Raw genomic sequence first — 26,521 nt, forward strand, 5'->3', positions numbered from 1 at the left:
TCGTCGGACCAGCATAACTCCGGTCCGGTCTGGGTAGGAATTACCAAAAAATTCCGGACGACATGTCGATCCGCGGACCGCTCGTTCGTCGTGGCATCGGAGGCATGCGCATCGCGCGCCCCGTTATCCGATACGACAACCGATTGAAGGAGCGACACCCATGTCCACGTCCGTCAAACCGATCCCCGAAGGGATGCGTACGCTGACGCCGCATCTGATCTGCGCGAACGCCGCCGACGCGATCGAGTTCTACAAGCGTGCATTCAACGCGACCGAAGTGACTCGCCTGGCCGCGCCAGACGGCAGGCTCGCGCATGCGTGTCTGGCGATCGGCGATTCGAAGCTGATGCTGATGGATGAAATGCCCGAGCATCATGCGCTCGGGCCGAAGGCGCTGAAGGGAACGGCGGTCTGCCTGCATCTCTACGTGCCGGACGTCGATGCGGCAATCGCGCAGGCCGTTGCGGCCGGCGCGACGCTGACGATGCCGGCCACCGACATGTTCTGGGGCGACCGCTACGGCCAGGTCGAGGATCCGTGCGGGCATCGCTGGTCGATCGCGACGCATCAGCGCGATCTGACGCCGGAGCAGATCGAGGAAGCGATGAAGAACGCGCCGCCGTGCGGTAGTTGATGCATCGCGCGGCGAGAGCCGCGGCACGGCGGCCGATGCAGGGTCGCCGTGCGGCACGCGCGCGATTCGCCGAACCGGCGTCGTTCGCGTGCCGTCCACAAGCCGATACGATCGCGCCGCCTCAAGCCGCGCGATGCCGTGCCGTAAACAGGACGAGACCATTCGTTCATGTGCCGCCCCTATGATCCGTTTCGTTTACGCCGGTTATCTCGCGTTTGCGCTGTTCCTTCTCTATCCCATGGTGCAGGGCGCCGTGACGACCAGCACCGCATGCCTGCGCAGCGCGCTGCCGGCCAACGGGCCGGTCGCGGCGGCGCGGCCGACCAGCAATGCGCACGCGCACGATTGTGCGCTCGGCAGTCGCGGCGACGCACCGACCGCGCGGCTGGCCGCGCGTTGAGCGCCGGCACGCACGCGCACGCATTGCACGGGCCGTTCGGCCGACTTGTCGGTGGTAGCGCATTCGTCGATCATCGACGACATGGCCGCTCTCGTGACGCGACAGCCGGATCGCCGGGCAACGAACGGGCCGTACGTGAGGTTCAGTAGGTGGAGCGGTACGGCGTGCCTTGATCGAAGCGGCTTTGCCAGTGCGTGAGATAGCGCGACGCGAGCTGCGGGTTGTTCCACACCACGACGACGTTCTCCGAATTGCGGCTCGCCGCCGACGCGCTGTAATTGAACGAGCCCGTCTCGACGTGTTCGGCGTCGATCACGAGGTACTTGTCGTGGTGGATCGCATACGTATCGATCGTGCGCGTCGGGATGCCGGCATTGACGAGCAGGTTCAGCGCCTGCTTGCTGTTCTTCGCGCGATTGCCCTTGTCGTCGACGACGACCGCGACGTTTACGCCGCGTCGTTTCGCGTCGAGCAGTGCGCGCGTCACCGCAGGCGAGGTGAACGAATACGCGGCGACGCGGATCGAGCTGCGCGCTGCGCCGATCGCCTTCAGCACGAGCGCTTCGGCGCCGCCGTCCGGCGAGAACGCCGATTCGACGACCTGCGTGGCGGGTGCTTCGTGGGTCGGCGTCGGCAGCAGTCGCGACACGAAGTCGATCGCCTGCTGCAGCAGCGATTCGTTGTGCGTCTTGCCGAAGGCAGCGTAAGGCGTGACGAGCAGGGAGGCAGCGAGACAGGTGGCGGCGAGGCGATTGCGCGACAACATCGGCGACAGCGGACAATTTCGAGACAGCGGGCCGTGAGTGTAACGCAGACGCGTCGCGACGGCCACGTTTCAGATTGCACGACGGGCATTGTGCGCGGGCGTAATGGCAGGCATACACGCTCACGGGCGCGATACGGTGGCCACGGAGGCACGCGGCTGGCAGCGCGTGTCGATGTATGCCGGCAGCATCGGCGCGCGTCGACTTGCACGCGGATGTTTCGACGCGGCGATCGGCATTGCGATGCACGTGACGTGACGTCACGTCACGCGGCGAGCAAATGACGAACGAACCACGAACGAACCACAAATCACGACACGAATCGCGTGCGTCCCGGCGAACGTGCGATGTGATGATGGAGCGCGCCGCGCGATGCTTCGTCAACGAATCGCGAGCGTCCCGACGAGCGCGCGACGTGACGACGCAACGCGCCGCACGCGATGTTCAGTCAACGAAACGCGCAACGTCACGCGTCGCGCGCCTCGCCCGACTCAGGCGCGACCCATCCCGGCCCGGGTTCCGGCGTCACGTCGCGTGGATCGAGCGGCTCGCCGCATGCCGAACAGACGGCAACCGCATGCATCAGCTGTCCACACCGACGATGGCGCAACTGCAATGGCGGCCCGTGGCCGTCGTCCTTCCAGCGGTCGCCCCAGGCGAGCAGTGCGAGCAGCGCCGGGTAGAGGTCGCGGCCTTTTTCGGTCAGCCGATATTCGAAACGCGGCGGCCGCTCCTGATACGCGCGTTTGGCGAGCACGCCTTCGTCGACGAGCCGTGCGAGCCGATCGGCAAGCACGTGTCGCGTGAGGCCGAGCTGCGCCTGGAATGCATCGAAGCGACGACAACCGAGAAACGCGTTGCGCAGGATCAGCATCGTCCAGCGATCGCCGAGCACGGCGAGCGTGCGCGCGACTGAACAGTTCAGCGTGCCGATGTCGTCCCATTTCATCGTCGTATCTCCTGCGCAGTTCAGCGAAACAGCGGGCGATTATAGAGTGCGCGTTCAAGCGCACCGCACGCGCCACCGATTGACATCGCCGACGTACCTGTCAATAATCAGTTCCAATTTGGAACTTACACGCGCGGCGACGCGCGTTCAATCAGGAGACGCCCGATGAATCCGCTTTCCCTGTCCGGAATCGAACTGTTGCGCGCTGCGGCGGCGGGCGATGCGCCGCTCGCGTCGATTTCCGAAACGATGCCGATGCGGCCGCTCGAGGTGGAACTGGGCTACATCCGGATGTCGGCGCGCGCGGACGATCGGCATCTGAATCCGCTCGGCGGCGTGCATGGCGGCTTTGCCGCGACGGTGCTCGATTCGGTCACCGGTTGCGCCGTGCATTCGATGCTCGAGGCGGGCGTCGGTTACGGGACGATCGATCTCCACGTGAAGATGCTGCGGCCGGTGCCGCGCAACGTCGATCTGATCGCGGAAGGGCGCGTGATTCATCTGTCGCGCTCGCTCGGCGTCGCCGAAGGCACGCTGAAGACGCCGGACGACAAGATCGTCGCGCATGCGTCCGCGACGTGTTTCATCCAGCGGCCGCAGTAAGCGTCGCGCGCCTATCGAAGGCGCAATGTAAGCTGCCGCGGCGCGCGTCTGAAGCGTTCGTTTCAATGTGATAGCGTTCCTGCTTTCCACCGACGCGACAGGAACAGCATGGAATACCGCACACTCGGCGATTCGGGCATCGAGGTGAGCCTGATCGGTCTCGGCACGATGACGTGGGGCGAGCAGAATTCGGAGCGCGATGCGCACGAGCAGATCGATTACGCGCTCGACCATGGCGTCACGCTGATCGACGCCGCGGAGATGTATCCGGTGCCGCCGAAGCCCGATACGCAGGGGCGCACCGAACAGTACATCGGCACGTGGCTCGCGCAGCATCGCGCGCAGCGCGACCGGATCGTGCTCGCGACGAAGATCGCGGGGCCGGCACGGCAACCGCACAACCCGCGGCATATTCGCGGCGAGGGCAACCAGTTCGACCGCAAGAACCTGACCGAGGCGCTCGACGGCAGCCTGAAGCGGCTCCAGACCGACTACGTCGATCTCTATCAGCTCCATTGGCCCGATCGCAGCACGACGACGTTCGGCCGCTCCGCGTATCCGTGGATCGACGACGCGTATACGGTGCCGATCGAAGAAACGCTCGCGGTACTCGCCGAATTCGTGAAGGCCGGCAAGGTGCGCGCGATCGGCGTGTCGAACGAAACGCCGTGGGGCGTCGCGCAATTCCTGCGCGCGGCCGAGAAGCTCGGGCTGCCGCGCATCGCGAGCATCCAGAATCCGTATAGCCTGCTGAACCGCACGTTCGAGAACGGCTTGTCGGAATTCACGCACCGCGAGGGTGTCGGCCTGCTCGCCTATTCGCCGCTCGCGTTCGGCTGGCTGTCCGGCAAGTACGAGAACGGCGCGCGTCCGGCCGGTGCGCGCATCACGCTGTTCGAACGCTTCCAGCGCTACAGCAAGCCGCAGGCCGTCGCGGCAACGTCGCGCTACGTTGCGCTCGCGAAGCGGCACGGCCTGTCGCCCGCGCAGCTCGCGCTCGCGTTCGTGAACAGCCGTCCGTTCGTGCGCAGCAATCTGATCGGCGCGACGTCGCTCGACCAGCTGAAGGAGAACATCGGCAGCATCGACGTGAAGCTGTCCGACGAGATTCTCGCGGAGATCGACGCGCTGCACGAGCAGCAGCCGAATCCGGCGCCGTAAACGGCGTGCGGCCCGCGCGGCGCGATGCCGGTGCGGGCCGCTTTCCATCGGCAGCGCATCGCGCTGCCGTTTCCGCTATTGCATCCGCAGCCGTGTGCGCGCGACGAACAGCGCGACGAGACTGAGGAGCGCGCATCCGATCAGATACAGCGCAGGCGACAGCCGGTTGCCGGTCGCGCTGATCAGCCAGGTGATGACGAACGGCGCGAAGCCGCCGAACAGCGTGACGCCCGTGTTGTAGCTGACGGCCAGGCCCGTCGCGCGCGTCTGCGCGGGAAACAGTTCCGCCATCAGCGCGGGCAGCGCACCGCAATACATCGCCTTCAACGCGCCGATCCAGATGAGCGCCGCGAGCATCGTCGCAAACGACGCGTGCCGCGTGAGCCATGCGAACGTCGGCCAGACCGTCAGCAGCATCAGCAGCGCCGCGGTCGTCATGACGCGGATCCGTCCGGTGCGATCGGACAGGTGCCCGACGAGCGGCGTGACGAGCGTCAGCACGAAGCCGGTCGCGAGCGTCGCCGCGAATCCGGTCGACGCCGGCAGTCCGAGCTGCTTGATCGCGTACGTCGGCATGTACAGCACCATGTAGTTGATCGCGGTCGAGATCACGAGCGCGCCGATCGCGAGCAGCAATCGCATCTTGTAGTGCGTGAACAGTTCGCGCACCGGCGCTTCGGCACGCGCCTGCGTGCGGAACTCGACGCCTTCGTCGACGTAGCGCCGGATGTAGAGCCCGACCGGGCCGATGGCGAGGCCGAACAGGAACGGCACGCGCCAGCCCCAGCTTTCGAGTTGCGCGGGCGTCAGCGTGGACGTCAGCAGGGCGCCGAACCCCGAGGCGAGCAGCGTCGCGAGGCCCTGGCTCGCGAACTGCCAACTCGACATGAAGCCGCGCCGCTGCGGCGCATGCTCGACGAGAAACGCGGTCGAACTCGCGAATTCGCCGCCGGCGGAAAAGCCCTGCATCAGCCGCGACAGCATGATCCCGAGCGGCGCGAGAATGCCGATCGACGCGTAGGTCGGCATCGCGGCGATCAGCAGCGTGCCGCCCATCATCATCGCGATCGACAGCAGCAGCGACGCCTTGCGGCCCGCGCGATCCGCATACGCGCCGAGCACGAAGCCGCCGATCGGCCGGATCAGATAGGACAGCCCGAACGTGCCGAGCGTGAGCAGCAGCGACGTCGCTTCGCTCGTCGCGGGGAAGAACAGCTTCGCGATCGTCACCGCGAAAAAGCCGTAGACGATCAGGTCGAACCATTCGAGCGCGTTGCCGATCGACGCCGCGAAAATGATGCGCCGGATCTGCGCCGCGTTGGGGCGTGCGGCGTCCTGCGTGGTCAGCGTGGTCGTATTCATCGTGGATGGGGCTCCGTGGAAGGATGCAGCACGCGTTACGCAGCGATGCCGGCCGCGGCAGACGCCGATGTCGACGCCGTGCGGCGCGGATGCGGCGCGGCGTCGCCGAGATCCCAGAAAAGGCCGGCCATCATCTGCAGCCCCTCGCGCGCGACGCTCGCGAGCAGATGCTCGTCGGGCGCATGCTGCGAGCAGGCGGGATACGAGTGCGGCACCCAGAGCGTCGGCAAGCCGAGCGTGTCGGCGAACACCTCGTTCGGCAGCGTGCCGCCGAGATTCGGCAGGATCGCCGGCTTCTTGCCGGTCGTGCGCCCGAGCGACGCGACGGCCCACTGCACCCACGGATCGTCGGGCGACAGGCGCGTCGCAGGCGCACCGCGCTCGACATCGATGTCGACGTCCGCAAAGCCGTGCGCATCGAGATGTGCGCGCAGATGCGCATGCAGCGCCTGCCAGTCGGTACCGACGACGAAGCGCAGCTGGCAGTGCGCATAGGCGGCCGGCGGAATCGCGTTGACCGGATGCTCGGGGTTGCCGGCCTTGAACGCGAGGATCTCGAGCGTGTTCCAGCCGAATACGCGTTCGGGCGCCGACAGCCCCGGCTCGCCCCAGCCGGCGTCGAGCGCCGGGTCGCCGGGGCCGCCGCCCACCGACAGATCGGCGAGCGCGTCGCGCACGGCGGCCGGAATCGGCGGCGGGCGCAGCCCCGCGACGCGGATCGCCCCGCGTGCATCGACGAGACTGGCGAGCGCATGCGCGAGCACGATCGCGGGATTGCGCAGCAGTCCGCCCCAGTTCCCGGAGTGATGGGCGCCGTCGCGCGCCCGCAGGCCGAGCCGGAAGTTCACCGCGCCGCGCGAGCCGAGGAACACCGTCGGCCGTTCGGCGGTAACGCGCGGGCCGTCCGATGCGATCAGCACGTCGGCCGCCAGTGCGTCGCGCTCGCGGCGGCACAGCGCGTCGAGGCCGGGCGAGCCGGTTTCCTCGCCCATCTCGATCAGCAGCTTCGCGTTGAAGCCGAGACGGCCGCCGCGCGCGTGCAGCACGCTCGCGAGCGCGGCGAGGTTGATCGTGTGCTGCCCCTTGTTGTCGGCGGTGCCGCGTCCGTACCAGCGATCGCCGTCGGCGTGCAGCGTCCACGGCGACAGCGGCGCGCGCCATTGCGCGTCGTAGCCGCGCACGACGTCGCCGTGGCCGTAGATCAGCACGGTCGGCAACGCGTCGTCCTCGTGGCGCGACGCCAGCAGGAACGGGCCGCCGCCGTCGACGGGGTTGTCGACGATGCGCGTCGAAAAGCCGAGGCGCGCGGCTTCGGGCGCGATCTCGTCGGTCAGATACGCGCGCAGCGCGGCATCGGCGCCGCGCTCCTGGCTTTCGGTGCGCAGGCCGACGCGGCGGCTCAGCGTCGCGAACAGCGCGCCGGATTCGAACTGGTTCAGCGCATGCTGAACGGCAGCGGTACGGGTCAAGACGTGTCTCCTCGGAAGGTGCCGAACGGTGCGCGGGCCGCGCCGCCGGCATGAAGTGCGATCGATTCTAGAAAGCCGTTTTTTTTGTCACAATGATCGAATTTCGAAGCTTTCTTTGCCGAAAAGGCAAAGCAGGACGGCCGCTCGCGGCACGGAGACAGAACGATGGCGGCTTTTCTGCATGGCCTGGCACTGCGGTATTTCGTCGAAGTCGCGCGTACGGGCTCGATCAGCGACGCGTCGGCGCGGCTGCATGTCGCCGTATCGGCGATCAGCCGGCAGATCGCGAAGCTCGAAAGCGAGCTCGGCGCGCCGCTGTTCGAGCGGCGGCCGCGCGGCATGGCGCTGTCGGAGGCGGGCGAGCGGCTGCTCGGCTTCGCGCAGCGCAGCCTGCTCGAAGCCGAACACGTGATGAAGGAGATCGGCGGGCTCGATGCGCTGCACGGCAGTCTGTTGAAGATCGCCTGCTCGGAAGGGTTCGCGATCGACTTCCTGCCCGGCGCGCTGGCAACGTTCAAGGCGCGCCATCCGGGCGTCGATTTTTCGGTGTGGGTCGTGTCGCCGGCCGATGCGACGCGGCGCGTGCGCGAGGGCGACGCCGACATCGCGCTGACTTTCAGCCTCGCGCCGGAAAAGGGCGTGCGCGTCGAGCATACGGAGCGCGCGCCGATCTTCGCGCTGCTGCGCCGCGATCATCCGCTCGCGGCGCGCGAGGCCGTATCGCTCGCCGACGTCGCGCGTCATCCGCACGTGTTGCCCGAAGCGGGCACGACGGTGCGCCAGCTGATCGACATCGCATGCGCGCTGGACGGCCTGATGCTCGAGCCGGAACTCACGAGCAACAACACGGCCGCGATGTACCGCTACGCGCAACGTACGGGCGCGGTGATGTTCTCCGGGCTGCTGTCGGTGCGCGACCGCTGCGACGCCGACGGCTTCGTCGTCGTGCCGGTCACGAACCCGCAGTTGCGCGAACGCAGCATCCAGGTACAGACGATGGCGGGGCGCGATCTGCCGGCGTCGGTGCGCGCGTTTCGCGATCATCTGATCGACGCGATGAAGGCCGCGTCGGTGCCGCCGAACGCGGCGCGCGGCTCGCGGCGCCCGCGCGTGAGATAATTGCAGGTCCGCCTTCCTGCGCCCGTGCGGCTCGCCGAGCCGCACCGACCCGTTTCGACGCCAAATTGAAGAACCTGATTGTCACCCTCGATCGCGCCGCCGAGTTCGACGAGATCATCGACGTGCGCACGCCGCTCGAATTCGCCGAGGACCATATCCCCGGCGCGCTGAACGCGCCCGTGCTCAGCAACGAGGAGCGCGTGCTCGTCGGCACGATGTATCGGCAGGTGTCGCCGTACGAGGCGACGCGCGTCGGCGCGGCGATCGTCGCGCGCAACATCGCGCGCCATCTCGACACGACGTTTGCCGATCGTCCGCGCAACTGGCGGCCGCTGATCTACTGCTGGCGCGGCGGCAAGCGCTCGGGCTCGATGACGACCTGGTTCAACCTGATCGGCTGGCAGGCGCGTCAGCTCGACGGCGGCTACAAGGCGTACCGCCGTTCGGTCTGCGCGACGCTCGACACGCTGCCGACGCGCTTTCGCTACATCGCGCTCGTCGGCCACACCGGCTGCGGCAAGACGCGGCTGCTGAACGCGCTGCGCGGCGCGGGCGCGCAGACGCTCGATCTCGAAGCGCTCGCGTGCCACCGCGGCTCGCTGCTCGGCGCGCTGCCGGGCGTGCCGCAGCCGTCGCAGAAGGCGTTCGATTCGGGGCTTGTCGAAACGCTGCGACGCTACGATCCGGCCTGGCCGGTGTTCGTCGAATCGGAAAGCCGCAAGATCGGGCTCGTGCAGCTGCCGATCGCGCTGCTCGACGCGTTTCACGCGGGGCCCTGGGTGCAGGTCGAAGCCGCGCGCGACGAGCGCATCGCGTTCCTGCTCGACGATTACGGCCACCTGTTCGACGATCGCGCCGCGTTCGGCGCGCAGCTCGACCGGCTCATCGGGCTGCACAGCCGCGAAGAGGTGGCGCGCTGGCGCGCGCTGCTCGAGGCCGACCGGCGCGCGGAACTGTTCGGCACGCTGATCGACCGGCATTACGATCCCGCATACGCGCGCACGTATCGCGCGTCGTACGACAAGCCGAACCGCGCGCTGACGTTCGCGTTCCGCCCGAATGCCGCCGACGTGCCGGACCAGGCGCGCACGCTGCTCGAGCAGCTCGCGCAGGCGGGCTTGCCCGCGTCGCCGGCCTACGCGTCGGCGTCCGCCGCGGCGCCGATTACCGCTCACGACCATCCGACCACCTCACGATGACGACCACACGCACGCAACCCGTTCCGGCGCTCGGCTGGATGACCTTCCTGCTGATCGCGGTCGCAGGACTGTTCTACGTCAAATGGTTTCCGTACTACAACAAGGCGTTCATCGCCGCCGAACATCATTCGATCGGCCAGTCGATCCTGATGGGCACGGCGGCGTCGGCGCCCGAGCCGTCGTTGAAGGCCGCGCTCGACTACGCGTGGGCGTACGGCAAGGCGATCTGGCAGGCGATGGTGCTCGGCCTGCTGCTCGGCTCAGCCGTGCAGGCGCTGCTGCCCGCGCACTGGGTCGCGCGCGTGCTCGGCCGCACCGGCTTCGGCAGCGTCGCGGCCGGCGGCCTGCTGTCGCTGCCGGGCATGATGTGCACGTGCTGCGCGGCGCCGGTCGTCGCGGGCTTGCGCGCGCGCCACGCGTCGCCGGGCGGCGCCGTCGCGTTCTGGCTCGGCAATACGGTGCTGAACCCGGCCGCGCTGGTGTTCATGGGCTTCGTGCTCGGCTGGCACTGGAGCGCGCTGCGGCTCGTGCTGGGCATCGCGATGGTGTTCGGCATCGGCTATCTGCTGAACCGCATCGCGCGGCCGGAGGATCGCAGCATCGACGACGCGCAACTCGCGGCGCTGGCGGCCGAGCAGGCCGCGGCCGGCAACGCGTTCGTGCGCTGGATCAAGCTGCTCGCGCGGATGGCGGTGCGGCTCGTGCCCGAATACGTCGTGCTCGTGCTGCTGCTCGGCGCCGCGCGTGCGTGGCTGTTTCCGCACATCGGGCCGGACATCGGCAATCATCTCGGCTGGATCGTCGCGTTCGCGGTGGCCGGCGCGCTGTTCGTGATTCCGACGGCCGGCGAAGTGCCGATCATCCAGGCGATGCTGTCGCTCGGGATGGGCGTCGGGCCCGCTGCGGCGCTGCTGATGACGCTGCCGCCGATCAGCGTGCCGTCGCTCGCGATGCTCGCACGGTCGTTCAAGCCCTATATGCTGGCGATCGTCGCGAGCCTCGTCGTCGTGTTCGGGATCGCGAGCGGGCTGCTCGCGATCGCGTTCGGATTCTGAGGCCGACGCACATCGGCCGCGCGCGGCCCGTGTGCGCGCCGTATTCATCCGGCACCGCCGCCGATCCGCGCGGTGCCCTTTACAAGTAGCAAACAGGAAAACGCATGACCCAACCGAAGATTCATCCTCGACTCGAAAAGGCGCTGACGCGGGGCGATCTCGCGATCCGCCAGGCCAATTCCGCGCGTGCGACGGCCGTGCTGAACGCGCTCGGCACGATGATCGTCGAGGCGTCCGCGACGATCGGCGTCGAGGCGAGCATCGACATTCCGCAGGGCGATCGCATCTACGATCCCGTCAACGGCGTATGGCCGCAGAAGATGCTCGTGTCGTTCGACGGGCCGGTCGCCGATGCCGATCCGGAAGAGCTGCGCACGGTCTATCTGATCGCCGACGATCCGGGCACGCAGTTCCGCGTCGAATGGCATCGCGCGGACGGCAAGCTCGGCCGTCATGAAGGCGGCCCACTCGCGACCGTCGCATTCCTGACCGACGTCGAGATTCCGTGGAGCGACGACGACGAGTGACGTTGTCGGGCGCAGGGGCGGCGCTGCGCGCGCCGGGCGTCAGCGCATCAGCCGGCGCCGGAACAGCCACGCGCACAGCAGGAAGCCGCCCACCGCATAGGCGGCGAGGATCGCGACGTGCAGGCCGATGTCCGTCGCGGGCCGGCCGAGCATCGCCGGCCGAATCAACTCGACGGCATTGGCGAGCGGCAGCGCCTGCGCCGCATGCTGCGCGAGCTGCGGCAGCTGCGTGATCGGGAAGAAGACGCCCGAGAGCAGCAGCATCGGCGTCAGCACGAGCGTCTGATAGAACATGAAGAAGTCGTACGACGGCGCGAGCGCCGTGACGACCATCGCGACGCTCGCGAACGCGAGCCCCGCCAGCGCGATCACCGGCAGTGCGGCGAGCATCGACGGAAACCGCGCATAGCCGAGCAGGCCCGCGACGAGCATGATCGCGGCGCCCGACAGCATCGCCTTGCTGGCACCCCAGACGATTTCGCCGAGCACGACGTCGCCGAGCGCGAGCGGCGTGTGCATGATCGCTTCCCACGTGCGTTGCACGTGCATCCGCGAAAAACCCGAATACATCGATTCGAAGCTCGCCGACATCATCACGCTCGAGCCGACCGTGCCGGCTGCGAGAAACGCGATGTACGACACGCCGTCGACGTGGCCGAGCATCAGGCCGAGCCCGAAACCGAGCCCGAACAGATAGATCATCGGGTCGGCCAGATTGCCGAACATCGACGCGAGTGCGAGCTTGCGCCAGACCAGGTAGTTGCGGCGCCAGACCGCGATCCAGTTGGTCGCGTTCGCCGGCATCGCGAGCGCGAAGCGCGATTCGCGCGCAGGCGTCGCGTGCGGCGCAGCGGAGTCCGGATAGTTACGTACGTCCATGTCGGTCAGTCCTGCATGTCGCGGCCGGTCAGCCGCAGGAACACGTCCTCCAGATTGGCCGGACGATGCAGATAGCGCAACCCGGCGCGGCCCTTGATCCGCGCGCACAGCGGTTCCGGATCGCTGACGTAGCAGAACAGCGTCTCGCCGCTGATCTCGGTGCGCTGCGCGAGCGGCGCGACTTCATCGCGCAGCGCGATCGGGTCGGGCCCGTAGATCTCGATCACGTCGCAGCCGATCTCGGACGCGATCAGCGCATGCGGCGCACCCTCGGCAATCTTGCGGCCTTCCTCGATCACGCACAGCCGATCGCACAGACGTTCGGCTTCTTCCATGAAGTGCGTCGTGATCAGGATCGTCTTGCCGCGCGCGAGCAGCGAGCGCAGCCGTTCCCACATCAGGTGGCGTGCCTGCGGGTCGAGGCCCGTCGTCGGTTCGTCGAGCACCAGGACGTCGGGATCGTTGACGAGCGCGCGTGCGAGCGTGAGCCGCCGCTTCATGCCGCCGGACAGCTCGCCGACCTTCGCATCGGCCTTGTTCTCGAGTTTGGCGAATTCGAGCAGCGGCTGCACGAGCGCGCGCGCCGCGTGCGCCGACATGCCGAAATAGCGGCTGAACACGAGCAGGTTCTCGCGAACCGTGAAGTCGGGATCGAGATTGTCGAACTGCGGCACGACACCGACGCGCCGCCGTGCATGCCGCGCACGCGACGGCACCGGTTCGCCGCACAGCGAGATTGCGCCGGCGTCGGGATACGCGAGGCCGAGCAGCATCTTCAGTGTCGTGGTCTTGCCCGCGCCGTTCGGGCCGAGCAGCCCGTAGCACTCGCCGGCCTGCACGTGGAAGGACAGATCGTTGACGACGAGCTTGTCGCCATAGCGCTTTTCGACGTTCCGGAAATCGATGGGTGCGACGGACATGGCGGCGTTATCGTTGTGACGGCGAGCAGCGGTGCGCGCGGATGCCGCGAACGGATCGGGACAACGCCGGTCAGATCGGGCATGATCGAAGCAAGCGTGGCGATGCGCGTTCGCGTGCAGCGAAACCGCGGCACGACGGGCCATTCTAGTGCATCGCTTGCGTTCGTTCAGCGCGTATGCGCCGGCATCGTGCAGGGCCGCGATCATCGTGCACCGCATCATTGCGCACGCGCCGCATGCGGCGCGTCAGCGTTTTCCATCCCTTGCGCGCCGGATTGCGGCGCACCATGATGAATGTGTAGGGCTCGTTGTCGCGATAGGGAGGTCTCATGGCTAGCTACAACAAGATTCTGCTGTGCTACGACGGAACGCTCGAGGGGCGCAAGGCGCTGCGATGCGGTGCCAATCTCGCGTTGGACCTGAAGGCCGAAACGCATCTGCTGTCGGTCGTCGACATGCGTTCGAGCATCGCGCAAAGTGCCGGCTTGCTGACCGACGTCGCATGCGGCCGCTTCGAGGAAACCGCACGTGAAATCCTGCAGGAAGGCGTGAACTGGCTGCGCGAGCGCGGCGTGCAGGCAGAGGGCCATTTCGCGTTCGGTTATCCGATCGACGAAATCGCGAACCTCGCCGGCGAGCTGAAAGTCGATCTCGTCGTCGTCGGACACCGATGCCGCAGCGGACTATCGAGATGGTGGATGGGGTCGGGCAATACGCAACTGCTCGATCGCGTGAACTGCAGCATTCTGGTTGCATGCTCGTCGGCCGAAGAGCAGAAGGCCGAAATCGCACGCGAGCGCGAAGCCGCGACGGCGAGCGGCCAGTGATGTGATGAGCGCGATCGGCGCTCGAGGCGCCGATCGCGGCGACGTCGCCAACGCTGCCGCGGCAGCGCGCCGACGCGCGCTACGCGTGCAGATCGATCGCCGACAGCTTCCACGAGAACAGGCCGAAGCGGTGGAAGATCGCTGCATAGCGCGTGCCGTCGGCCGTGCGCTGATAGGTGACGACGAATTCGTCAATATTGCGGTAGCCGGCGTGCGTTTGCTGCTGCGCCGGTGGCGCCGCTGGAGCGGATGCTGCCGGCGGCGGCGCCGATGCGACCGCGCTGCCCGGAGCCGGTGCGCTCGCCGGCGGCACGGCCGCGCCGGGTGCAGACGGCGCAGCGCCGCCGGCCTGCTGCGCCTGCCAGTCGGGCGGACGCTCGCCGGGATTGCCTTTCGGCGGGAAACCGCTCATCAGGGCGGCCACGCCTTCCGGCGTCGCATACGCATCGACGAGCGGCCCGATCAACGCGGAACCGATCAGCGCGCCGAGTACCGCGAACGGGTTGTCCTTCTTCACCGCGTCGATCCGGCGCATCAATTCCTCGGTGACCTGCTGCTTCAGGCTGATCCGCAGCGACGGAAAGTCGACGTATTCGCTGACGGCCTGCGCATCGCGCGCATCGATCGCCGACTTCAGGCGGCCGAGCGCGATGTACGGCGACGCGTAGGCATAGCCGATCGCCGCGATGACGGCGACCGCCAGCACGACGATCAGCAAGGGTTTGAGCCGCCATGCGCGGCTCGACGAGCGCGTCACGATACCTCCGGAGCGAAACCGTGTCGCAATCAGAGACCGCCTTGCGCGGCCGAACGTTCCTCCGCGATGCAGCGATCGATCATCCGGCAGACGGCGTCGATCGTGCCGACCATGATCAGCCGCGAACGGCCGTGATAGACGCGCACCGGTGCGCGCCGCGCGGGCTCCGCGTGATTGAGCCCGGCATTGAGCGACACGCGCGCGAAGGCGGGGAGCGCCGAAGGCAGCAGCGACGCCTGCCGTTCGACTGCGACTTCATGGCCGGCGGGCGCCGCAGCGGACAGCGGCGCGCAGGGCGTGCGGCCGCGCAGATGACGCAGGCGACCGAATTGACGGAAAGGCAGCAGGCGGGCAAGGCGTTCCATGGTGTTCTCCTGAGCGAGACGGAATGTCAGAGTTCGCCCGAGCGGATCAGCCCGACGGCGATGCCTTCCAGCGCGAAATCCGCGCTGCCGGCCTTGACGAAGATGTTTTCGTAATCCGGGTTCTCGGCGATCAGCTCGATGCCGCCCGGCCGGCGCATCAGACGCTTGACCGTGACGTCGTCGCCGAGCCGCGCGACGATGATCTGGCCGTCCTTCGCTTCGGTGCGCTTCTGTACCGCGAGCAGATCGCCGTCGAGAATGCCGGCATCGCGCATCGACAGCCCGCGCACCTTCAGCAGATAGTCGGGCTTGCTCGAGAACAGCGCGGGATCGCACGCGAAGTGCTGTGAGATGTGTTCCTGCGCGAGGATCGGGCTGCCGGCCGCGACACGGCCGACGAGCGGCAGCGACAGTTGCATCAGCCCCGCATGCGGCAGCGTGAACTGGTGCGGCGCGTCGTCGCCGCCGAGCAGCCGGATGCCGCGCGACGCGCCCGCCGCCAGCTCGATCACGCCCTTGCGCGCCAGCGCACGCAGGTGCTCCTCGGCCGCGTTCGGCGAACTGAAACCCAGCTCGGCCGCAATCTCGGCGCGAGTGGGCGGAAAACCGGAGCGCTCGATCGCGCGGCGGATCAAGTCGAACACTTGCTGCTGGCGTGCGGTGAGTTTGGTCATGGTTCAACTGTATGGATAGACAGTGAGCTGTATTTTTATACAGTACTTCGCGAATTTCAAGTGTTACGTGAAGTTCGACGCGATCGCGCCGGTTCCGACGCCCGATTGCGACGTCCATGCGCCGGTTCGTCTGCCGCAACCGTCCGTCCGTATTGCGTTAGCACTTTTCAGTATTAAAAAATGAAGAAGGATTATTTTTAATCATGTAGCCCGTTCGATAGACTGGCCCGACATCGCAATACCGACAACACTGGAGAACCAAGGATGGTGAAGCGCACGACGGGGCTGATGAGCGGGGCGGGCCGCTTGATTGCAACACTCGCGCTGGGCGCGGCGGCGGCGCTGGGCGTCGCGACGCACGCGCAGGCCGATACGACGTTCCTGAACGTGTCGTACGACCCGACGCGCGAGCTGTACCAGGACTTCAACCAGGCATTCGGCAAGGAATGGAAGGCGAAGACGGGCGAGACGGTCAACTTCAAGCAGTCGCACGGCGGCTCGGGCGCGCAGGCGCGCTCGGTGCTCGACGGCCTGCAGGCCGACGTCGTGACGCTCGCGCTCGCCTATGACATCGACGCGCTCGCGAACAAGGGGCTCGTGAACAAGGACTGGCAGAAGCGCCTGCCCGACAACGCGTCGCCGTACACGTCGACGATCGTGTTCCTCGTGCGCAAGGGCAACCCGAAGGGCATCAAGGACTGGGACGACCTGACCAAGCCGGGCGTGTCGATCGTCACGCCGAACCCGAAGACTTCGGGCGGCGCGCGCTGGAATTACCTGGCCGCATGGGCGTATGCACTGCACAAGCCGGGCGGCAGCGAGCAGTCGGCGAAGGAATTCGTCACGAAGCTCTACAAGAACGCGGGCGTGCTCGATTCGGGCGCGCGCGGTGCGACGACGAGCTTCGTGCAGCGTGGCATCGGCGACGTGCTGATCGCATGGGAGAACGAGGCGTTCCTGTCGATCAAGGAGTTCGGGCCCGACAAGTTCGAGATCGTCGTGCCGTCGGCGAGCATTCTGGCGGAGCCGCCGGTCGCGGTCGTCGACAAGGTCGTCGACAAGAAGGGCACGCGCAAGCTCGCGGAAGCGTACCTGAACTTCCTGTACAGCCCGCAGGGCCAGGAAATCGCGGCGCGCAATTACTATCGGCCGCGCTCGAAGAGCGTGCCGGCGGAACTGACCAAGCAGTTCCCGAAGCTGAAGCTGTACACGGTCGACGACACGTTCGGCGGCTGGACGAATGCGCAAAAGACGCATTTCGCGGACGGCGGCGTGTTCGATTCGATCTACAAGCCGCAGTAATACGACAACGACAGCGGCGCGCCACGTAGTGCGCCGCGTCCCGGACGCCGCCGGCGCGACCTGTCGCGCCGGCGTTCGCGTCGGGCCCATGAGCATCGACCCAGCAAGAGCATCCGATGACCACGTACACCTTTCGCAAGCCGAGCGCGCTGCCCGGTTTCGGCGTGACGCTCGGCATCACGGTGGCCTATTTGAGCCTCGTGGTGCTGATTCCGCTCGCCGCCACGTTCCTGAAGACCGCGACGCTGTCGTGGGACCAGTTCGTCGCCGCCGTCACGTCGCCGCGCGTGCTCGCCTCGTACCGGCTGACGTTCTCGGCCGCATTCGGCGGCGCGCTGCTCAACGCCGTGTTCGGCTTTCTCGTCGCGTGGGTGCTCGTGCGCTACACGTTTCCGCTGAAGCGGCTCGTCGACGCGATCGTCGATCTGCCGTTCGCGCTGCCGACCTCGGTGGCCGGCATTTCGCTCGCGGCCGTCTACGCGGCGAACGGCTGGGTCGGCCAGTATCTCGCACCGTTCGGCATCAAGGTCGCGTTCACGCCGCTCGGCGTGCTGGTCGCGCTGACCTTCATCGGCCTGCCGTTCGTCGTGCGCACCGTGCAGCCGGTGCTCGAGGATTTCGAGCGCGAGCAGGAGGAGGCGGCCGCGTGCCTCGGCGCATCTCGCTGGCTCACGTTCCGGCGCGTCGTGCTGCCGGCCGTGCTGCCCGCGCTGCTCACCGGTTTCGCGCTCGCGTTCGCGCGTGCGCTCGGCGAATACGGGTCGGTGATCTTCATCGCCGGCAACGTGCCGATGAAGTCGGAGATCACGTCGCTGCTGATCATCACGAAGCTCGAACAGTACGACTACGCGGGCGCGACCGCGCTCGCGGTCGTGATGCTCGTCGTGTCGTTCCTGATGCTGCTGCTGATCAATACGCTGCAGTGGTATCTGCAGCGCCGTACGAGCCGCGGCGCGAGCGCGCCCGCGTCCGCGTCCGGTGATACCGCCGCGGTCGCGGCAGGAGGCCGGCCATGACGCAGGAGGTGACCGCCGTGCTCAAGAACCCGTCATCCGCCGAGCGTGCGCGCGCGGCGAAGCGGCTCGACCCCGTCAGCGAGCCGCGCGCCGTGCGCTGGCTGCTCACCGGCATCGCGCTCGCGTTTCTGGCCTTCTTTCTCGTCGTGCCGCTCGCGGCCGTGTTCGTCGAAGCGCTGCGCAAGGGCGTCGGCTTCTACCTCGAGTCGCTCGCGGATCCGGACGCGTGGGCCGCGATCAAGCTGACGCTGACCGTCGCGGCGATCGCCGTGCCGCTGAACCTCGTGTTCGGCGTGTGCGCGTCGTGGGCGATCGCGAAATTCGAGTTTCGCGGCAAGGCGCTGCTGACGACGCTGATCGATCTGCCGTTCTCGGTCTCGCCCGTGATCTCGGGCCTCGTCTACGTGCTGCTGTTCGGCGCGCAGGGCTGGCTCGGCCCGTGGCTGCAGGATCACGACGTGCAGATCATCTTCGCCGTGCCGGGCATCGTGCTCGCGACGATCTTCGTCACGTTCCCGTTCGTCGCGCGCGAGCTGATTCCCTTGATGCAGGCACAGGGCAGCGACGAGGAAGAGGCCGCGCGCGTGCTCGGCGCGTCGGGCTGGCAGATCTTCCGCCGCGTGACGCTGCCGAACGTCAAGTGGGGGCTGCTGTACGGCGTGATCCTCTGCAATGCGCGTGCGATGGGCGAATTCGGCGCAGTGTCGGTCGTGTCCGGCCATATCCGCGGCCAGACCGACACGATGCCGCTGCACGTCGAGATTCTCTACAACGAGTACAACTTCGCCGCGGCGTTCGCGGTGGCATCGGTGCTCGCGCTGCTCGCGCTCGTGACGCTCGCGCTGAAGCTGCTCGCCGAACGCCATCTCGCCGCCGAGCTGTCCGGCGCGCGCGACGCCGTTCCCGCACATGCCGGCCCTGCCGCCATTTCGTCGAAATCGTAAAGAGGCAACCAGAATGGGTATCACCGTCCGTCATCTTCAGAAGCGCTTCGGCGATTTCACCGCGCTCGACAACGTGTCGCTCGACTTCCCGCCCGGCGAGCTCGTCGCGCTGCTCGGGCCGTCCGGCTGCGGCAAGACCACGCTGCTGCGCGTGATCGCGGGCCTCGAGCACGCGGACGCGGGGCAGGTCGTACTGCAGGGGCTCGACGTCGCATCGGTCGGCGCGCGCGACCGGCAGGTCGGCTTCGTGTTTCAGCACTACGCGCTGTTCCGCCATATGACCGTGTTCGAGAACGTGGCGTTCGGCCTGCGCGTGAAGCCGCGCCGCGAGCGGCCGTCCGAAGCCGCGATTCGCGACAAGGTGCACGAGCTGCTGAAGCTCGTGCAGCTCGACTGGCTCGCGCAGCGCTATCCGTCCGAGCTGTCGGGCGGCCAGCGCCAGCGGATCGCGCTCGCGCGCGCCCTCGCGGTCGAGCCGAAGGTGCTGCTGCTCGACGAGCCGTTCGGCGCGCTCGACGCGAAGGTGCGCAAGGAGCTGCGCGGCTGGCTGCGGCGCCTGCACGACGATCTGCACATCTCGACGATCTTCGTCACGCACGATCAGGAAGAGGCGCTCGAAGTCGCGGATCGCATCGTCGTGCTGAACCGCGGCCGCGTCGAGCAGGTCGGCAGTCCGCAGGAGGTCTACGATCATCCGCAGAGCGCGTTCGTCTACGAATTCCTCGGCGCCGCGAACCGGCTGCCCGGCACGGTGGCCGAGCGCGGCTTCGTCGCCGAGGGCGCGGCCGCGCCGATCGCCGTCGACGCGGATTTCGCGGGCCCCGCGCACGCGTACGTGCGGCCGCACGATCTGCAGCTGTGGCCGGCCGCCGAAGCGGGCCATCGCGACGGCATCGCCGTCGACGTGCGTCGCGTGATTCCGCTCGGCGGCTCGGTGCGCGTCGAGCTCGAATCGCGCGCGGGCGGGGCGCTCGAGGCGGAACTCGACCGCGACGCATGGCGCGCGCTGTCGCTGCAGGTCGGCGACGGCGCGACGGCCGTGCCGCGCGCGGTACGCGTATTTCCGGCGCGCTGACGCCGGCCAGGCAGGAAGGAGCGCACGGCGCTCCGTATCGACCATCGAACAACGACAGCCCAAGAGGCATACCCATGAACTTCCAGCAACTGCGCTTCGTGCGCGAGGCGGTGCGCCAGAACATGAACCTGACCGAGGTCGCGAACGTGCTCTACACGTCGCAGTCGGGCGTGTCGAAGCAGATCAAGGACCTCGAGGACGAACTCGGCGTCGACATCTTCATTCGCCGCGGCAAGCGGCTGACGGGCCTGACCGAGCCCGGCAAGGCCGTGCATCAGCTGATCGAGCGGATGCTGCTCGACGCGGAGAACCTGCGGCGCGTCGCACGGCAGTTCGCCGATCAGGACAGCGGCCACCTCGTCGTCGCGACGACGCACACGCAGGCGCGCTACGCGCTGCCGAAGGTGATCCGGCAGTTTACCGACGTGTTCCCGAAGGTCCATCTCGCGCTGCGGCAGGGCAGCCCGCAGCAGATCGCGCAGATGATCCTGAACGGCGAGGCCGATCTCGGCATCTCGACCGAGGCGCTCGACCGCTATCCCGACATCGTCACGTTCCCGTGCTATTCGTGGCACCACACGGTCGTCGTGCCGAAGGGGCATCCGCTCGTCGGCCGCGAAAACCTGACGCTCGACGAAATCGCCGAGTATCCGATCATCACGTACGACCAGGACTTCACCGGCCGCTCGCACATCGACCAGGCGTTCGCGCAGGCCGGCGCCGTGCCCGACGTCGTGCTGACCGCGATCGACGCCGACGTGATCAAGACCTACGTCGAACTCGGCATGGGCATCGGCGTGGTCGCGGCGATGGCCTACGATCCGCAACGCGACACGGGGCTCGTCGCGCTCGACACGCAGCATCTGTTCGAGGCGAGCACGACGCGCGTCGGGCTGCGCAAGGGCGCGTTCCTGCGTGCGTATGCCTATCGGCTGATCGAGATGTTCGCGCCGCACCTGAACGAAGCCGAAATCGCCGGCCAGCTGCGCGAAGCGGTGTGATCGGCACAGGCGGGCGCGTGCATGCTTCGCGCGTCCCGTTAGCCGCCGGCGCGCTCCGAATAAACCCTTAAATATTGATTAGACGGGTTGCGCGCCGGCGCGAAACGGTCCAGCATACCTTCACCCCGCCGGCGTCCGCCGGCGGCGGCGTGTAAACAACGACACGCGTCAGGCAGTCGGCCGTCTGCCTTGTTTTCTTCCTTGGTACCGACAAGCAGCATCGATGGCCAATCGCCGGGTAGTGTGGCGCAAACGTTTGCTCGCAATAAAACAACAGTCGGCCCCGACAGGCCAGTCGCCAGGAGATGTGTATGAATGTCCGCTTTCGCCGTCGCTTTCTGACCGCCGCGCTCGCTGCCGTCGCGGTTGCCGCCGCTCCCGCCGTCCACGCGCAAGCGGCCGGCAAGCCGAAGGTCGCGCTCGTGATGAAGTCGCTCGCCAACGAGTTCTTCCTGACGATGGAAAACGGCGCGAAGGAATACCAGAAACACAACGCGAGCCAGTTCGACCTGATCACGAACGGGATCAAGGACGAGACCGATACCGCGAACCAGATCCGCATCGTCGAGCAGATGATCGTGTCGAAGGTCGACGCGATCGTGCTCGCGCCGGCCGACTCGAAGGCGCTCGTGCCGGTCGTGAAGAAGGCCGTCGATGCGGGCATCATCGTCGTCAACATCGACAACCGGCTCGACCCCGACGTGCTGAAGTCGAAGAACCTCAACGTGCCGTTCGTCGGGCCCGACAACCGCAAGGGTGCGCGCAAGGTCGGCGACTACCTCGCGAAGAAGCTGAAGGCGGGCGACCAGGTCGGCATCGTCGAAGGCGTGTCGACGACGACCAACGCGCAGCAGCGCACGGCCGGCTTCCAGGACGCAATGAAGGCGGGCGGCATGAAGGTCGTGTCGGTGCAGTCGGGCGAATGGGAGATCGACAAGGGCAACGCGGTCGCGTCCGCGATGCTGAACGAATACCCGAACCTGAAGGCGCTGCTGTGCGGCAACGACAACATGGCGATCGGCGCCGTGTCGGCCGTGCGCGCGGCCGGCAAGCAGGGCAAGGTGTACGTGGTCGGCTACGACAACATCAATGCGATCAAGCCGATGCTGAAGGACGGCCGCGTGCTCGCGACGGCCGATCAGTACGCCGCGAAGCAGGCCGTGTTCGGCATCGACACGGCGCTGAAGGCGATCGCCGAGCACCGCAAGCAGGCGGAGCTGTCGGGCGTGGTCGAGACGCCGGTCGATCTCGTGACGAAGTGACGCCGCGCGGCGCGTGCCGCCGCCCTCAAGAATCCGGCGCGGCGGCCGTTATCCGGTGTGAGCGCGATCACGGCCGCTGCATGCCGATGCAGTTGTGAGCGTCACACCCGCGCGCCGCATGCGCGCGGCCGCAATCAGGATCGCGATGGAACCGACCTTCCAATCTTCTTCCCGTCCCGCCGCACCGGTGCTGTCCGTTTCCGGCGTCGGCAAGACGTACGCGGAGCCGGTGCTCGCGGACGTCACGCTCGCGCTCGTGCCGGGCGAGGCGCTGGCGCTGACCGGCGAGAACGGCGCGGGCAAGAGCACGCTGTCGAAGATCATCGGCGGGCTCGTCGAGCCGAGCGCCGGCACCATGCAGCTCGCGGGCGAGCCGTACGCGCCGGCGAGCCGCACGCAGGCCGAGGCGCTCGGCGTGCGGATGGTGATGCAGGAGCTGAACCTGCTGCCGACGCTGAGCGTCGCCGAAAACCTGTTCCTGAACCGTCTGCCGCGCCGCTTCGGCGTGATCGATCGCGCGCGGCTGCGCGACGACGCGCGCGTCGCGATGGCGCAGGTCGGGCTCGATGCGATCGATCCCGACACGCCGGTCGGCGCGCTCGGCATCGGCCATCAGCAGATGGTCGAGATCGCGCGCAACCTGATCGGCGACTGCCGCGTGCTGATCCTCGACGAACCGACCGCGATGCTGACCGCACGCGAGGTCGAACTGCTGTTCGAGCAGATCGACCGGCTGAAGGCGCGCGGCGTCGCGATCGTCTACATCTCGCACCGGCTCGAGGAACTCGCGCGCGTGGCCGAGCGCGTCGCGGTGCTGCGCGACGGGCGGCTCGTGCACGTCGGCGAGATGGCCGCGACGACGTCCGACGCGCTCGTCACGCTGATGGTCGGCCGCGAGATCGGCGAACACATCGATCTCGGCGAGCGCCATATCGGTGCGCCGCGGCTCGTCGTCTCGGGGCTCACGCGTGAGCCTGCCGTGCGCGACGTGTCGCTCGAGGTACGGGCGGGGGAGATTTTCGGCATTTCCGGACTGATCGGCGCAGGGCGCACCGAACTGCTGCGGCTGATCTACGGCGCCGACACGCCCGACGCCGGCACGATCGCGGTCGGCCAGCCGCCGCGGCCGGTCGCGATCCGCTCGCCGGTCGATGCGGTGAAGCTCGGCATCGCGCTGATCACCGAGGATCGCAAGGGCGAGGGCTTGTTGCTCTCGCAATCGGTCACGGCCAACGTGTCGCTCGGCCAGCTCGACCGGCTCGCGCGTGCGGGCGTGGTCGACACGGCGCGCGAGACGGCGCTCGCCGAACGGCAGATCGAGGCGCTGCGCATCCGCGCGCACGGCGCCGCGCAGCCGGTCGGCGAACTGTCGGGCGGCAACCAGCAGAAGGTCGTGATCGGCCGCTGGCTCGCGCGCGACATGGGCGTGCTGCTGTTCGACGAGCCGACGCGCGGTATCGACGTCGGCGCCAAATTCGAGATCTACACTTTGATGGGCGCGCTTGCGCGCGAAGGCCGCGCGCTCGTGGTCGTATCGAGCGATCTGCGCGAGCTGATGCTGATTTGCGACCGGATCGGCGTGATGTCGGCCGGCCGCATGACGGCCGTGTTCGAGCGCGACCACTGGACCCAGGATGCGCTGCTGGCCGCGGCGTTCGCGGGCTTCGGCCGCGACGCGGCGCCGCACGGCGCACCGCCGCCGGACGCGCATGCCGCGCACGGCACTTCGACGACAGGACGACCGCAATGACCCAGCCCCCCGTCACCCCGGCCGATGCCGGCGCCGCGCAGACCGCGACCGGCCGCCGCGCGCGCACGCTGTCCGGCACGCGGCTCGGCGTGTCGAACTATCTCGGCCTCGCCGGCGCGCTGATCGCGATGATCGCGCTGTTTTCGGCGCTGAGCTCGCATTTCCTGACCTACGATACGTTCAGCACGATCGCGAACCAGATTCCCGACCTCGTCGTGATGTCGGTCGGGATGACGTTCGTGCTGATCATCGCGGGGATCGACCTGTCGGTCGGCTCGGTGCTCGCGCTTGCCGCGTCGATGGTCAGCGTCGCCGCGCTGAAGTGGCAGTGGGGGCCGCTGCCGGCCGCGCTGATCGGCATCGCGGTCGCGACGGCGACGGGTTCGCTGACGGGCGCCGTCACGGTCGGCTGGCGGATTCCGTCGTTCATCGTGTCGCTCGGCGTGCTCGAGGCCGCGCGCGGCCTCGCGTACCAGCTGACGAATTCGCGCACGGCGTACATCGGCGACGCGTTCGATTTCCTGTCGAATCCGATCGCGCTCGGCATCTCGCCGGCGTTCCTGATCGCCGTCGCGGTGATGATTGCCGCGCAGTTCGTGCTGACGCGCACGGTGTTCGGCCGCTATCTGGTGGGGATCGGCACGAACGAGGAGGCCGTGCGGCTTGCCGGGGTTAACCCGCGGCCGTATAAAATCCTTGTCTTCGCGCTGATGGGCGCGCTCGCCGGGCTCGCGTCGCTGTTCCAGATTTCGCGTCTCGAGGCCGCCGATCCGAACGCGGGCGCCGGGCTCGAGCTGCAGGTGATCGCGGCCGTCGTGATCGGCGGCACGAGCCTGATGGGCGGCCGCGGCTCGGTGATCAGCACGTTTTTCGGCGTATTGATCATCTCGGTGCTCGCTGCGGGCCTGGCGCAGATCGGCGCGAACGAGCCGACGAAACGGATCATCACCGGGGCGGTGATCGTGGTCGCGGTCGTGCTCGACACGTATCGCAGCCGGCGTACACGCACGCGGTAAGACCAACAACAGAAAGAGCAGAGAGAAACGGGAAATGGCGACGATCAAGGATGTGGCGGCCATGGCGGGCGTGTCGTTTACGACGGTATCGCACGTGGTGAACAACTCGCGGCCGGTGTCCGCGGACGTACGGGCGAAGGTCGAGGGCGCGATCCGCGAGCTGAACTACGTGCCGTCGGCGGTCGCGCGCTCGCTGAAGGCCCGCGCGACGGCGACCATCGGCCTCGTCGTGCCGAACAGCACGAATCCGTACTTCGCGGAGCTCGCGCGCGGCATCGAGGATCAGTGCGCGGCCAACGGCTACTGCGTGTTTTTCTGCAACTCGGACGACGATCCGGTCAAGCAGCGCAACTACCTGCGCGTGCTGCAGGAAAAGCGCATCGACGGGCTGATCGTCGCGTCGGCCGGCGAAGATGCCGTGCTCGCGCAGACGCTCGCCGACGCGCATGCGCCGCTCGTCGTCGTCGACCGCAACATCGAAGGGCTCGCGGCCGATCTCGTGCAGATCGATCACGAGCGCGGCGCCTATCTCGCGACGCGCCATCTGCTCGAACTCGGCCACGCGAAGATCGGCTGCATCACCGGGCCGACCGACACGGCCGTCAGCGCGATGCGCGTGCACGGCTTCATCCGCGCGATGGCCGAGCGCGGCATCGACATCGTGCCGGGCGCGATCGCGGAAAGCGACTTTTCCTGCCTCGGCGGCTATCACGCGGCGGCGCGGCTGTTCGAATCGGTGCGGCCGAGCGCGATCTTCGCGGGCAACGACCTGATGGGCGTCGGCGCGCTGCGCGCGGCCGCCGAGCGCGGGATGCGCGTGCCCGACGACTGTTCGATCATCGGTTTCGACGACATCGAATTCTCGCGTTACACGTATCCGGCGCTGTCGACCGTCGGTCAGTCGGTGCGCGCGCTCGGCGAAATGGCCGCGCAGACGCTGATCGAGCGGATCGGCGGCGGTTCGTCGGCGGCGCCGAGCCGGCGGCGCGTCGTGTCGCCGCGGCTCGTGCTGCGCGAATCGACGGCGATCTATCGCGAGCCGGCCGCGTCCGGCTCCCGCGCATGACGGCCGGCGCGGCAGCGCGTGCCGGCCGCGTCGCGGTGGTCGGCAGCCTCAACATGGATCTCGTCGTGCGCGCGCCGCGGCTGCCGCTGCCGGGCGAGACGCTCGCCGGCCACGCGTTCGCGCAGGCGGCGGGCGGCAAGGGCGGCAACCAGGCCGTCGCGGCGGCGCGGCTCGGCGCGCAGGTCGCGATGATCGGCTGCGTCGGCGCGGATGCGCACGGCGCCGCGCTGCGCGCGGGGCTCGAAGCCGAAGGGATCGACTGCGCGGGGCTCGCGACGAGCGCGTCCGTGCCGACCGGCGTCGCGCTGATCGTCGTCGACGACGGAAGCCAGAACGCGATCGTGATCGTCGCGGGCGGCAACGGCGAAGTGACGCCGGAGACGGTCGCGCGGCACGAGGCGACGCTCGGTCTCTTATATACATCT

The 26,521-nt window shown here is 67.9% G+C and carries 28 protein-coding genes; 19 read left to right on the plus strand and 9 right to left on the minus strand.

The genetic code is table 11. From position 1 onward, the window contains the following. Nucleotides 1-160 precede the first annotated feature (160 nt). Nucleotides 161-634 (plus strand): VOC family protein, encoded by a 474-nt coding sequence (locus ACSHSS_RS25755; RefSeq protein ID WP_006416775.1) that lies wholly within the window; start codon nucleotides 161-163, stop codon nucleotides 632-634. Nucleotides 635-815: 181 nt separating this feature from the next. Beyond that, entirely contained in the window at nucleotides 816-1,034 is a 219-nt protein-coding gene (locus ACSHSS_RS25760; RefSeq protein WP_445545712.1) for a hypothetical protein, read from the plus strand. A 142-nt stretch (nucleotides 1,035-1,176) separates the two neighbouring features. On the opposite strand, the gene ACSHSS_RS25765 is transcribed toward ACSHSS_RS25760, so the two are convergent. Both ACSHSS_RS25765 and ACSHSS_RS25770 read right to left on the minus strand, forming a co-directional pair. Next, nucleotides 1,177-1,800: a phospholipase D family nuclease gene (locus tag ACSHSS_RS25765; protein WP_012467610.1), complete on the minus strand. Its 624-nt coding sequence runs from the start codon at nucleotides 1,798-1,800 to the stop codon at nucleotides 1,177-1,179. 464 nt (nucleotides 1,801-2,264) lie between these two features. Next, complete coding sequence (locus tag ACSHSS_RS25770) at nucleotides 2,265-2,747, minus strand: winged helix-turn-helix transcriptional regulator (protein WP_048804878.1); 483 nt, start codon at nucleotides 2,745-2,747, stop codon at nucleotides 2,265-2,267. A gap of 165 nt (nucleotides 2,748-2,912) precedes the next feature. On the opposite strand from ACSHSS_RS25770, the gene ACSHSS_RS25775 reads away from it, so the two are divergent. Both ACSHSS_RS25775 and ACSHSS_RS25780 read left to right on the plus strand, forming a co-directional pair. Then, nucleotides 2,913-3,350, plus strand: coding sequence for a PaaI family thioesterase (locus ACSHSS_RS25775; protein WP_006400164.1), 438 nt, complete (start codon nucleotides 2,913-2,915; stop codon nucleotides 3,348-3,350). A gap of 108 nt (nucleotides 3,351-3,458) precedes the next feature. Continuing rightward, nucleotides 3,459-4,511 carry an NADP(H)-dependent aldo-keto reductase gene (locus tag ACSHSS_RS25780; RefSeq protein ID WP_006404877.1) on the plus strand — a complete coding sequence of 351 codons (1,053 nt, stop codon included), beginning with the start codon at nucleotides 3,459-3,461 and terminating at the stop codon, nucleotides 4,509-4,511. Between the two features lie 75 nt (nucleotides 4,512-4,586). On the opposite strand, the gene ACSHSS_RS25785 is transcribed toward ACSHSS_RS25780, so the two are convergent. Both ACSHSS_RS25785 and ACSHSS_RS25790 read right to left on the minus strand, forming a co-directional pair. Next, a complete protein-coding gene (locus ACSHSS_RS25785) occupies nucleotides 4,587-5,873 on the minus strand; it encodes an MFS transporter (RefSeq protein ID WP_105842484.1) in 1,287 nt (428 codons plus the stop codon). A 35-nt stretch (nucleotides 5,874-5,908) separates the two neighbouring features. After that, entirely contained in the window at nucleotides 5,909-7,342 is a 1,434-nt protein-coding gene (locus ACSHSS_RS25790) for a M20 family metallopeptidase (RefSeq protein WP_445545713.1), read from the minus strand. A 165-nt stretch (nucleotides 7,343-7,507) separates the two neighbouring features. Between ACSHSS_RS25790 and ACSHSS_RS25795 the strand changes: the two genes are divergently transcribed. From ACSHSS_RS25795 to ACSHSS_RS25810, 4 genes are all read left to right on the plus strand, one after another. Then, nucleotides 7,508-8,461, plus strand: a complete 954-nt coding sequence (locus tag ACSHSS_RS25795) for a LysR family transcriptional regulator (RefSeq protein WP_039221950.1) — start codon at nucleotides 7,508-7,510, stop codon at nucleotides 8,459-8,461. 65 nt (nucleotides 8,462-8,526) lie between these two features. After that, the gene (mnmH, locus tag ACSHSS_RS25800) at nucleotides 8,527-9,660 is read left to right on the plus strand and encodes a tRNA 2-selenouridine(34) synthase MnmH (RefSeq protein WP_059873046.1); all 1,134 of its coding nucleotides are present in this window, start codon (nucleotides 8,527-8,529) and stop codon (nucleotides 9,658-9,660) included. Continuing rightward, nucleotides 9,657-10,715: a permease gene (locus ACSHSS_RS25805; protein ID WP_048804873.1), complete on the plus strand. Its 1,059-nt coding sequence runs from the start codon at nucleotides 9,657-9,659 to the stop codon at nucleotides 10,713-10,715. The genes mnmH and ACSHSS_RS25805 overlap by 4 nt, the downstream gene beginning before the upstream one ends. A gap of 104 nt (nucleotides 10,716-10,819) precedes the next feature. Further along, a complete protein-coding gene (locus tag ACSHSS_RS25810; protein ID WP_006400157.1) occupies nucleotides 10,820-11,242 on the plus strand; it encodes a hypothetical protein in 423 nt (140 codons plus the stop codon). A gap of 39 nt (nucleotides 11,243-11,281) precedes the next feature. Here ACSHSS_RS25810 and ACSHSS_RS25815 read toward each other — a convergent pair whose 3' ends face one another. Further along, nucleotides 11,282-12,121 (minus strand): ABC transporter permease, encoded by an 840-nt coding sequence (locus ACSHSS_RS25815; protein ID WP_012213389.1) that lies wholly within the window; start codon nucleotides 12,119-12,121, stop codon nucleotides 11,282-11,284. 5 nt (nucleotides 12,122-12,126) lie between these two features. After that, nucleotides 12,127-13,041, minus strand: a complete 915-nt coding sequence (nodI, locus tag ACSHSS_RS25820; RefSeq protein ID WP_445545714.1) for a nodulation factor ABC transporter ATP-binding protein NodI — start codon at nucleotides 13,039-13,041, stop codon at nucleotides 12,127-12,129. Nucleotides 13,042-13,370: 329 nt separating this feature from the next. Between nodI and ACSHSS_RS25825 the strand changes: the two genes are divergently transcribed. Next, nucleotides 13,371-13,868, plus strand: coding sequence for a universal stress protein (locus ACSHSS_RS25825; protein ID WP_006400153.1), 498 nt, complete (start codon nucleotides 13,371-13,373; stop codon nucleotides 13,866-13,868). Between the two features lie 79 nt (nucleotides 13,869-13,947). Here ACSHSS_RS25825 and ACSHSS_RS25830 read toward each other — a convergent pair whose 3' ends face one another. From ACSHSS_RS25830 to lexA, 3 genes are read right to left on the minus strand one after another with little or no spacing between them, the layout of a single operon-like run. Beyond that, nucleotides 13,948-14,625: a DUF2939 domain-containing protein gene (locus ACSHSS_RS25830; protein ID WP_105854915.1), complete on the minus strand. Its 678-nt coding sequence runs from the start codon at nucleotides 14,623-14,625 to the stop codon at nucleotides 13,948-13,950. A gap of 29 nt (nucleotides 14,626-14,654) precedes the next feature. Further along, nucleotides 14,655-14,990 (minus strand): hypothetical protein, encoded by a 336-nt coding sequence (locus tag ACSHSS_RS25835; RefSeq protein WP_006400151.1) that lies wholly within the window; start codon nucleotides 14,988-14,990, stop codon nucleotides 14,655-14,657. Between the two features lie 26 nt (nucleotides 14,991-15,016). Continuing rightward, nucleotides 15,017-15,664 (minus strand): transcriptional repressor LexA, encoded by a 648-nt coding sequence (gene lexA, locus ACSHSS_RS25840; protein ID WP_006400150.1) that lies wholly within the window; start codon nucleotides 15,662-15,664, stop codon nucleotides 15,017-15,019. Between the two features lie 264 nt (nucleotides 15,665-15,928). On the opposite strand from lexA, the gene ACSHSS_RS25845 reads away from it, so the two are divergent. The 10 genes from ACSHSS_RS25845 to ACSHSS_RS25890 all read left to right on the plus strand — a co-directional run. Next, entirely contained in the window at nucleotides 15,929-16,966 is a 1,038-nt protein-coding gene (locus ACSHSS_RS25845) for a sulfate ABC transporter substrate-binding protein (RefSeq protein ID WP_006400148.1), read from the plus strand. 116 nt (nucleotides 16,967-17,082) lie between these two features. Then, complete coding sequence (gene cysT, locus ACSHSS_RS25850) at nucleotides 17,083-17,982, plus strand: sulfate ABC transporter permease subunit CysT (protein ID WP_059941000.1); 900 nt, start codon at nucleotides 17,083-17,085, stop codon at nucleotides 17,980-17,982. Then, nucleotides 17,979-18,926: a sulfate ABC transporter permease subunit CysW gene (gene cysW / locus ACSHSS_RS25855; protein WP_006400146.1), complete on the plus strand. Its 948-nt coding sequence runs from the start codon at nucleotides 17,979-17,981 to the stop codon at nucleotides 18,924-18,926. The genes cysT and cysW overlap by 4 nt, the downstream gene beginning before the upstream one ends. A gap of 13 nt (nucleotides 18,927-18,939) precedes the next feature. Continuing rightward, the gene (locus ACSHSS_RS25860) at nucleotides 18,940-20,001 is read left to right on the plus strand and encodes a sulfate/molybdate ABC transporter ATP-binding protein (protein ID WP_006404868.1); all 1,062 of its coding nucleotides are present in this window, start codon (nucleotides 18,940-18,942) and stop codon (nucleotides 19,999-20,001) included. Nucleotides 20,002-20,075: 74 nt separating this feature from the next. Next, a complete protein-coding gene (locus tag ACSHSS_RS25865) occupies nucleotides 20,076-21,002 on the plus strand; it encodes a CysB family HTH-type transcriptional regulator (RefSeq protein ID WP_006404867.1) in 927 nt (308 codons plus the stop codon). A 311-nt stretch (nucleotides 21,003-21,313) separates the two neighbouring features. Then, nucleotides 21,314-22,264, plus strand: coding sequence for a sugar ABC transporter substrate-binding protein (locus ACSHSS_RS25870; RefSeq protein WP_006400143.1), 951 nt, complete (start codon nucleotides 21,314-21,316; stop codon nucleotides 22,262-22,264). 145 nt (nucleotides 22,265-22,409) lie between these two features. After that, nucleotides 22,410-24,014 carry a sugar ABC transporter ATP-binding protein gene (locus ACSHSS_RS25875; RefSeq protein ID WP_105790117.1) on the plus strand — a complete coding sequence of 535 codons (1,605 nt, stop codon included), beginning with the start codon at nucleotides 22,410-22,412 and terminating at the stop codon, nucleotides 24,012-24,014. Continuing rightward, nucleotides 24,011-25,030, plus strand: a complete 1,020-nt coding sequence (locus tag ACSHSS_RS25880; RefSeq protein WP_445545715.1) for an ABC transporter permease — start codon at nucleotides 24,011-24,013, stop codon at nucleotides 25,028-25,030. Before ACSHSS_RS25875 ends, ACSHSS_RS25880 begins: the two co-directional genes overlap by 4 nt. A 34-nt stretch (nucleotides 25,031-25,064) precedes the next feature. Further along, a complete protein-coding gene (locus tag ACSHSS_RS25885; protein ID WP_006413277.1) occupies nucleotides 25,065-26,096 on the plus strand; it encodes a LacI family DNA-binding transcriptional regulator in 1,032 nt (343 codons plus the stop codon). Then, the coding region (locus ACSHSS_RS25890; RefSeq protein WP_445545716.1) for a PfkB family carbohydrate kinase at nucleotides 26,093-26,521 on the plus strand (429 nt) is incomplete at its 3' end. The genes ACSHSS_RS25885 and ACSHSS_RS25890, both read left to right, overlap by 4 nt.

It is taken from the genome of Burkholderia sp. BC1 (assembly GCF_052683555.1).